Origin of the sequence: Nitrososphaera sp., assembly GCF_050748925.1 — an archaeon.
GTDB lineage: Archaea > Thermoproteota > Nitrososphaeria > Nitrososphaerales > Nitrososphaeraceae > Nitrososphaera.
This window is the reverse complement of sequence record NZ_JBOGQF010000096.1, coordinates 1-7,057: the sequence shown is the minus strand read 5'-3', so window position 1 is coordinate 7,057 and position 7,057 is coordinate 1. Positions and strand designations below refer to the sequence as shown.

Below are 7,057 nucleotides of genomic sequence, written 5' to 3'. Positions count from 1 at the left end.
AGATGGGGAACCTGCTGCGTAATAATGGGATATCGCTGGTGGTGGCGGCAGGCGACACGCACAGGGCAGGCGCCATCGAGCAGCTGACGCAGCACGCCGAGCGGCTGTCGCTAAAGGTGATAGCGCAGCGCTACGGGGCAGACCCGTCTGCCGTCGGCCGCGACGCGGTCGACTATGCGCGCAAGCACTATGTCGACGCCGTGCTCATCGACACGGCCGGCAGGATGCAGACTTCAAAGAACCTGATGGACGAGATGACCAAGATAGTGAGAGTGGTAAAGCCGGACGCCAAGATATTCGTCGGCGACTCGCTTGCAGGCAACGACACGATAAACCAGGCCCGCGAGTTTTTCCAGTATGCAAACTTTGACGGCGCGATATTGACAAAGATAGACTCGGACGCCAAGGGCGGCGCAGCGATTTCCATAGCTCACATCACTGCCCGGCCAGTCACGTACGTCGGCGTGGGGCAGGGCTATGACGACATGATACCGTTTGACCCTGACAAGTTTATCCAGTCGCTCTTTGGCAGCGCGACAGCCAGCGTGCAGGACCTGATGTCCGCGCCGCTTCCTCCGGCCCCCGAGCCTGTGGCTGAGGAAAAGCCGGCGGAAAGGCCCGCGCCGGCCGCGGCTGCAACCCCTGTCGCCTCGCCTCTTTTCCAGACCAAAGCAATAGAGCCTGCGCCGGCAATGCCAAAGGAAGACCTGGAGCCGGAGCCGCCAAAGCCGGTGCAGGCGCCCAAGCCTCCGTCGCCGCCTGGGCAGCCAGAGGTCATGGAAGAACCAAAGGAGGAAAAGAAGGGCCGCTTTGGGTTCTTTGGCCGCAAAAAAGGCGACAGCCCGGACGAGCGCAAAGAAGGCAAGGGCGAGGAAAAGCGCAAAAAGGAAGACGAGGACAGGCGCAAGCGCGAAGAAGAGGAGCGAAAGCGCAAGGAGAAGGAGGAGAAGAAGAACCGCAAAGAAGATAAGGACAGCAAGAAAGACGAGGTTGTATATCTTACAGATGAAGACATCGAAGACCTCCTCAAGTAAGCGCGATCTGCTCAGCATGCACGAGCTGAGCGGGCGCGACATCGATGCAATCCTGAAACTTGCGTCAAAGCTAAAGCAGGAGCAAAAGAGCGGCAGAGCGCGCCCTCTGTTGCGCGGCAAGACGCTTGGCATGATATTCCAAAAGCCGTCGACGCGCACGCGCGTTAGTTTCGAAGTGGGCATGTACCAGCTCGGCGGCGACGCCGTGTACCTCAGCGCAAGCGACATCCAGATTGCGCGGGGCGAGACGATCGAAGACACGGCAAAGACTTTGTCTGGGTACCTCGACTGCATCATGGCCCGCGTCTACGACCATGCAGATGTCCAGAAACTTGCAACCCATGCGTCAGTGCCGGTCATCAACGGCCTCTCTGACGCCTACCACCCCTGCCAGATCCTTGCAGACCTGCTCACGATAAAAGAGCGCAAGAAAAAGCTTGCCGGATTAAAGATGGCGTGGCTTGGTGACGGCGACAACGTCTGCAACGATCTGTTATTGGGCGCGGCCAAGACGGGCATCAGCATGACGGCTGCGTGCCCTGCCGGCTATGAGCCGCTTGAAGACGTGGTCATGGCCGCAAAGAGCGAGGGCAAAAAGACTGGCGCCGACATTGCAGTTACCAGCGACCCTGCCGTGGCGGCCAAGGGCGCCGACGTCATCGCGACTGACACGTTCATCTCTATAGGCAAGGAGGGTGAGCAGGCCACGAGGGAGGCCATATTCATGCCCCGGTACCAGGTCAACGCCGGCGTGATGAGGCTGGCCAAAAAAGACGCGATATTCATGCACTGCCTGCCGGCCAAGCGCGGCCAGGAGGTGACGGCAGAAGTCATCGACGGCCCGCAGTCGGTAGTGTGGCAGGAAGCCGAAAACAGGCTGCACGCGCAAAAGGCCGTGCTCTGCATGCTGATGAAAAAGGCCTAGCGCCTGCGCCTTACATACCACACGGCCGCGCCGGCGATAATCGCTGCGACCACTATTGCGCCAATTACTGTAAACGCAGACGACAGCTGCTCTGCCACGCGGCCCCACGCCTCTCCAAGGTAGAACCCGACGAGCGTCAGCGCGACAGACCATGCAAGCGAGCCGGCGTACGTAAAGGCCAGGAACTTTGGCAGGTTCATGCCGCTGATGCCGGCCGGTATCGATATTATCTCCCTGACGCCGGGGACCATCCTGCCGGTAAAGACCGCTGCAGGCCCGTATCTTGCGAACCACGCCTCTGCCTTTTGCAGCTCGCCCTCGCCGACCCTGACGCGCCTGCCGTAGCGCAGTATCACGGCCCTGCCGACCCTGCGCGCCAGAAAATATATTAGAACGGCGCCGGCAGTTGCGCCCAGCGCGCCCACGGCCGCCATGCCTATCGCGTTGTAGAGCCCAAGGCCTTTGCTGTATGCCGTAAAGCCTACCAGGGGGAAGACGAACTCGCTTGGGATGGGCGGAAATATCGTCTCAATGAATGCCGCCAGGAACACGGCTGGATATCCATATTGTGCAATGAGGGAAGTCAGGCCGTCGATGATCTCGCCCAGCAGCCCACCGGTTGCAAGTGTGATAACCGGCCACACGCTACCCTGACACCTAGGATGGTATATCTACATTGGGAGGCCCTCTCCATCAAGTGTTCTTTTACTTGATATCGGTGTGGGCAAATGACATGCGGCATCCGGTCGCAAGAAAGGTCTGCGACCAGTCAATCCAGTACCTGCAGGGCGCGATGGTGTTCCCGGTAAGTTACAAATAGCGCAACCCTGACAGTTCTTGCATGGCTAAAGTCATGGTCGGCAAGGCATCAGACATTGGAGAGGGCAAGATGACTCACATAACTGCAGGCGGCAAGGAGGTCCTGGTCGCAAACGTCGGCGGCGCGTACTATGCGATGGGCAACATCTGCACCCACGCGGGCGCAGAGCTCCACGAAGGGTCGCTTGACGGCAAAGAGCTGACGTGCCCCTGGCACGGCTCAAAATGGGACGTCACGACCGGCGAAATGTCGTGGTTTCCGCAAAAGCTAAAGCCGGTAGGCTCATACAGGGTGACGGTAGAAGACGGCACCGTGTACGTCGAAGTCTAGTGTTTCTGGGCGGTCGCCGGCGCCTGCTCCGGCGGTTCTTTTCTGTAGGCGAGCTTGAGCCAGATGGGCGTTATTATGGTGGTAGCGGCTACCATCATTATCACTGCGGTATAGATGTTGGAGGAAAGCGCGCCTGACGACACGCCGACTCCGGCCACGATGAGGCCCACCTCTCCCCTCGAGATCATGCCTATGCCCACCTTGGCCGACCTGTTCCTGTTCTTCAAGAACAGCATGGCCGGCAGGCCGGTCCCGACCAGCTTTGTGACTACCGCCACGGCTATTATTATCCCTGCCAGTACAATGACCTCGAGGTTGATGCCCCGCAGGTCCACCTGCGCGCCGATGATGGCAAAGAAAAGCGGCGCGAAAATGATCTCGAGCTTGCCTACATAGTCTTCTATCTTCTTGATGACGCGGGTGCTTGCGACTGCCATGCCGACTGCAAACGCGCCCACGATGGGCGACAGGCCAACGAATGCGGCTATGCCGGCCGCCGCAAAACACGACGCCGTGGCGAGGCCTTCGACGGCTCCCTTGGACTTTAGCCTCTCGACGTGCAATAGGCGCGGGACGAGCAGTGCCGCCCCTATCAGGAGGGCGGCAAATATCCCAAGGATCTTTGCTATAAGGAACACGATCTCGGTCACCTCGAGGCTCGTGTTGCCCGTCTGCACCATCGTCGTAACAACCGACAGCGCAGCTATCGCCAGTATGTCGTCAATTATAGCCGCCCCGAGTATCAGGCGGGCCTCTTTTGTGTGCATCCTGCCAAGCTCCGTCATCACCTGGATTGTGATGGCGATGCTCGTGGCCGTGAGCGCGGTCGCAATGAGCGTCGCCTGCAAAGCTTCAATTCCGTAGGCGACAAAGACATAATAGCCCACAAAGAACGGGATGACGACGCCAAGCGACCCGACAGTGAACGACGCGGCGCCGCCTTTCAAAAATTCCCTTGGCGTTATGTGCATGCCCGCAATGAACAGGATGACTATTGCCGAGATCTCGCCAATGTGCCGGACTGTCTCGTCAAGGACTACCAGCGGTTCGCCGTTAAAGATTGGCAGGCCGCCGATGGCAAACGGCCCCACTATGATGCCGGCTACAAGCTCGCCGAGCACCGCCGGCAGCCTGACCTTATGGAACACCTCGGCCATTATCTTGGCCGCAAAGAGCAGGATGCCCAGGGATATGATGACATGCAGGAACGCAGACTCGACGGCCATGCCTGACTGTCCTTAGCTCTTGAGCTCCTTTTCGACTGACCTGACCTTGTCCTCAAGCGTCTGGTCCTTGTCGAGCCGCTCGTCTATCCTGACTGTCGAGATTATCCTTGCCGCGCCCGCGGACCTGGCTGCGTCGTGCGCCGCCCTGACTGCCGCAAGAACCGCGTCAAGGTCGCGTCCTTCCAGCTGCGTGCCAAGCGCCGTCAGCGTCGCCTTTACCCCTTCCGTCCTGCTGATGGCTTTAAAAGCTGCCGCCACCTCTTTGCTCATGCTGGACCCGGCTGAAATTGGGATGATGCTTATCTCTGCGTGGACGGCCATGTGCTGTTATTCCTGCAACCCCGTAGAAAAGCTTAGTGCTGCGAGCCCCTGATCTTGTCAAAGGCCACTTTAAAATCTGTCAACGGAACTATCTTTACGGTGTTAAAGGCAGAGATGCCTGATTCTATGCAGAGGTTCTCTATGCCGTGCGCGTTTTCGGCCTCGACTATAATCGTCCACTCGTGCTCCAGGACTGAAAAGAAGAACCCCACGATCTTTTTGACGCCGTTCTTCTCCATGGCCTGCTCCATCCTTTTGTCAAGCTTTGAAAATACCTCCTTGTTGGTTGCATTGTTGAGGGGGCAGGACTCCGGGCTGTGCTTTGCAAAGACGCCAAAGAGCTGGGCCATGTCGATACATGGTTTGTGGATCTATAATAACAGTTTTTCCGTGGCTTTTTATTATCCGACGGCAATCCTGACCATGATTGAACATCGACGAGTTCCTGTCGACTCTCCCTGAAAACGTCGTCAAGGGCAGGGAGGTGGAGCTGGCAGACGGCGTCGTGAAAAAGATGTTCAAGCTTGCAGGCCTGCGCAAGGGCGACGTTTTCTACCACCTTGGCTGCAGGCAGGGCAACGCCGTAAAGATTGCGGCCAAAGAGTTTGGCGTGAAAAAGGCAGTCGGCATAGAGCTGGACGAAAAGCTTGCGGCAAAGGCGAGGAAAAAAGTGGCCGGAATAAAGAGCGCCGCGATTGAGCAGGGCGACATGCTAAAGGCCGACATCTCTCCTGCGACGGTAGTCATGTTCTGGTTTTCAGACCCGGCGACCGTCGACGCGATGGTAAAAAAGCTGAGGACGCTAAAGGACGGCGCCCGCGTGGTCACAGTCTGGTCTCCGCCCGGCATGATGATGCCTGACAAGGTCGAGTTCCCATTCTTTGTATGCAAAAAGCCCTTCAAGCGCGCAAGGTCCGTCAGGCAGCAGATAAAGGCCGTCTACGGCACAGAGTGCATCGACTTTACCGCGTCATGGCTGCTGGCCGAAAGGTACATCGACGCGCTTGAAGTGGTGCCCGGCGAATACAGGCGGTTTGTAAACATGCTGCAGAGCATGGTGATATGGATAAACGCGTGGAATATGGGAATCTCGTGCGAGGACGGGGTGCCGCCGCCTGTGCAGACCTACCTTGGCATACTGCGCGAGTTTTTCGGCCTGGACCTGTCTGACATGTTCACCCGCGCGCCCAAGGACGAGAGCATGGTCCCGCCCGCCGGCATGAACTGCTGACCCTAGATCACGTAGAACCTGTGGTGATTCTCGTTCTCTATAATGAGAACATGTCTCTATAACAAGAGTCAGTCTCTATTATGATAATGTTGATAAATCTTTTATAACATCCCCATTCCACGCGATCCAAGTCATGAATGAAAATAGCCTCAGTAAAAGGTCAGAGGCTCCATAGCGACAGCCGCCCTGCTTTTGATGGGCGTGATTGCCGTTTTGCCGCTGGCCCCAAGTGCCTTCGCACAGACAGGCACTACAATAACCACTAGCGCAGACCCGAATGGCGCGAGGTTCGTTGGTCCAGCATTTCTCGAAGTGCTGATCAGCGTACCTTCGCACGCGTCGGATACATCCCAGGGTACGCTTCCCGTAACGGTCACTGCATTTAGCGCAGCGCAGACGTACCAGGTGACCGAGACTGGCACGACCAGCGGCCTGTTCCTGCTATACATCAAGGTAGACCCTGATGTGACAACACTCGAGCAGCCAGCTGCACCGATAACGCCATTCTCTGCAACTAACACCAAGTTGCTGATTGGCACCGGTGCACCCGTTGGAGGCTATGGCACTGTTTCGCAGCTTGCAGTTGCACCAGCCAGCATAGTAGAGGGCGGCTCGGTACAGATTGCAGCAAACGGCCTTACCAAAAGCATCACATGGGACGACAGCTCTTCAACATTGACGCTTGACAGGACAGGATACGGCCCGGGTTCAACTACAATTGCACAGCTAAAGGACCAGGACTCTAACCTTGACCCGACAAGGTCCGAATCGATCACGGATGCTGGCAACCTGATGCTAGCAGCGGGCGGCGACTCTCCCGCAGGAGCAGTAACATTCACAGAGACCGGCCCTAATACTGCCACATTCGAGCTTGCAACGATAACAGCAGGCGGATTGAACATAGGCGTTGATTCTGTTGCGAGGTCGCTGACCGGCAACGACTACAAGGCATTCAGCCAGGCAATCGCTTCAAGCCCAATCACGCCAGCTTCAAGCGCACCCGGCTTTAGCTTTGCAACTACAGTGCAGGGCACATCAACAGGCTCGTACACAGTGCAAACAATCAGGGGTACGTTCCAGACAGTCAATGCCACTACCTATGCAACCGGGCTCCCGCTCCGGATAAACGACCTTGACAGGAACACGAGCACAAGGTCAGAGCAGACATTC

At 57.4% G+C, this 7,057-nt stretch carries 10 protein-coding genes; 6 read left to right on the top strand and 4 right to left on the bottom strand.

What is annotated here, in order from left to right; translation table 11 throughout:
* On the top strand, window positions 1-1,034 hold a 1,034-nt coding region (locus ACREAY_RS08565), incomplete at its 5' end, for a signal recognition particle-docking protein FtsY (protein ID WP_431755354.1).
* Window positions 1,006-1,959, top strand: coding sequence for an ornithine carbamoyltransferase (gene argF, locus ACREAY_RS08560; RefSeq protein WP_431755353.1), 954 nt, complete (start codon window positions 1,006-1,008; stop codon window positions 1,957-1,959). The genes ACREAY_RS08565 and argF, both read left to right, overlap by 29 nt.
* Here argF and ACREAY_RS08555 read toward each other — a convergent pair.
* The gene (locus ACREAY_RS08555; RefSeq protein ID WP_431755352.1) at window positions 1,956-2,603 is read right to left on the bottom strand and encodes a DedA family protein; all 648 of its coding nucleotides are present in this window, start codon (window positions 2,601-2,603) and stop codon (window positions 1,956-1,958) included. The genes argF and ACREAY_RS08555 overlap by 4 nt on opposite strands.
* Window positions 2,604-2,656: 53 nt before the next feature.
* On the opposite strand from ACREAY_RS08555, the gene ACREAY_RS08550 reads away from it, so the two are divergent.
* Entirely contained in the window at window positions 2,657-2,779 is a 123-nt protein-coding gene (locus ACREAY_RS08550) for a hypothetical protein (RefSeq protein WP_431755351.1), read from the top strand.
* Window positions 2,780-2,800: 21 nt separating this feature from the next.
* Window positions 2,801-3,109 (top strand): Rieske (2Fe-2S) protein, encoded by a 309-nt coding sequence (locus tag ACREAY_RS08545; RefSeq protein WP_431755350.1) that lies wholly within the window; start codon window positions 2,801-2,803, stop codon window positions 3,107-3,109.
* Here the strand turns inward: ACREAY_RS08545 and ACREAY_RS08540 are convergent.
* Genes ACREAY_RS08540 through ACREAY_RS08530 form a run of 3 tightly spaced genes read right to left on the bottom strand, consistent with a single transcriptional unit; the run spans window position 3,106 to window position 5,006 of the window.
* On the bottom strand, window positions 3,106-4,335 hold the full coding sequence (locus tag ACREAY_RS08540; protein WP_431755349.1) for a cation:proton antiporter: 1,230 nt from the start codon (window positions 4,333-4,335) through the stop codon (window positions 3,106-3,108). The two genes, ACREAY_RS08545 and ACREAY_RS08540, sit on opposite strands and share 4 nt — an antisense overlap.
* Before the next feature lie 12 nt (window positions 4,336-4,347).
* Window positions 4,348-4,656, bottom strand: a complete 309-nt coding sequence (locus ACREAY_RS08535; RefSeq protein WP_431755348.1) for an MTH1187 family thiamine-binding protein — start codon at window positions 4,654-4,656, stop codon at window positions 4,348-4,350.
* 32 nt (window positions 4,657-4,688) lie between these two features.
* Window positions 4,689-5,006 (bottom strand): hypothetical protein, encoded by a 318-nt coding sequence (locus ACREAY_RS08530; protein ID WP_431755347.1) that lies wholly within the window; start codon window positions 5,004-5,006, stop codon window positions 4,689-4,691.
* Window positions 5,007-5,083: 77 nt separating this feature from the next.
* On the opposite strand from ACREAY_RS08530, the gene ACREAY_RS08525 reads away from it, so the two are divergent.
* Both ACREAY_RS08525 and ACREAY_RS08520 read left to right on the top strand, forming a co-directional pair.
* On the top strand, window positions 5,084-5,887 hold the full coding sequence (locus ACREAY_RS08525; protein ID WP_431755346.1) for an SAM-dependent methyltransferase: 804 nt from the start codon (window positions 5,084-5,086) through the stop codon (window positions 5,885-5,887).
* A 405-nt stretch (window positions 5,888-6,292) separates the two neighbouring features.
* On the top strand, window positions 6,293-7,057 hold a 765-nt coding region (locus tag ACREAY_RS08520; RefSeq protein WP_431755345.1), incomplete at its 3' end, for a hypothetical protein.

What these genes read in the sequence shown, in the direction of transcription:
- argF (WP_431755353.1), top strand. Translation starts at nt 1,006, where the DNA reads ATGAAGACATCGAAGACCTCCTCAAGTAAGCGCGATCTGCTCAGCATG.
- ACREAY_RS08545 (WP_431755350.1), top strand. Translation starts at nt 2,801, where the DNA reads ATGGCTAAAGTCATGGTCGGCAAGGCATCAGACATTGGAGAGGGCAAG.
- ACREAY_RS08540 (WP_431755349.1), bottom strand. Translation starts at nt 4,335, where the DNA reads ATGGCCGTCGAGTCTGCGTTCCTGCATGTCATCATATCCCTGGGCATC.
- ACREAY_RS08535 (WP_431755348.1), bottom strand. Translation starts at nt 4,656, where the DNA reads ATGGCCGTCCACGCAGAGATAAGCATCATCCCAATTTCAGCCGGGTCC.
- ACREAY_RS08530 (WP_431755347.1), bottom strand. Translation starts at nt 5,006, where the DNA reads ATGGCCCAGCTCTTTGGCGTCTTTGCAAAGCACAGCCCGGAGTCCTGC.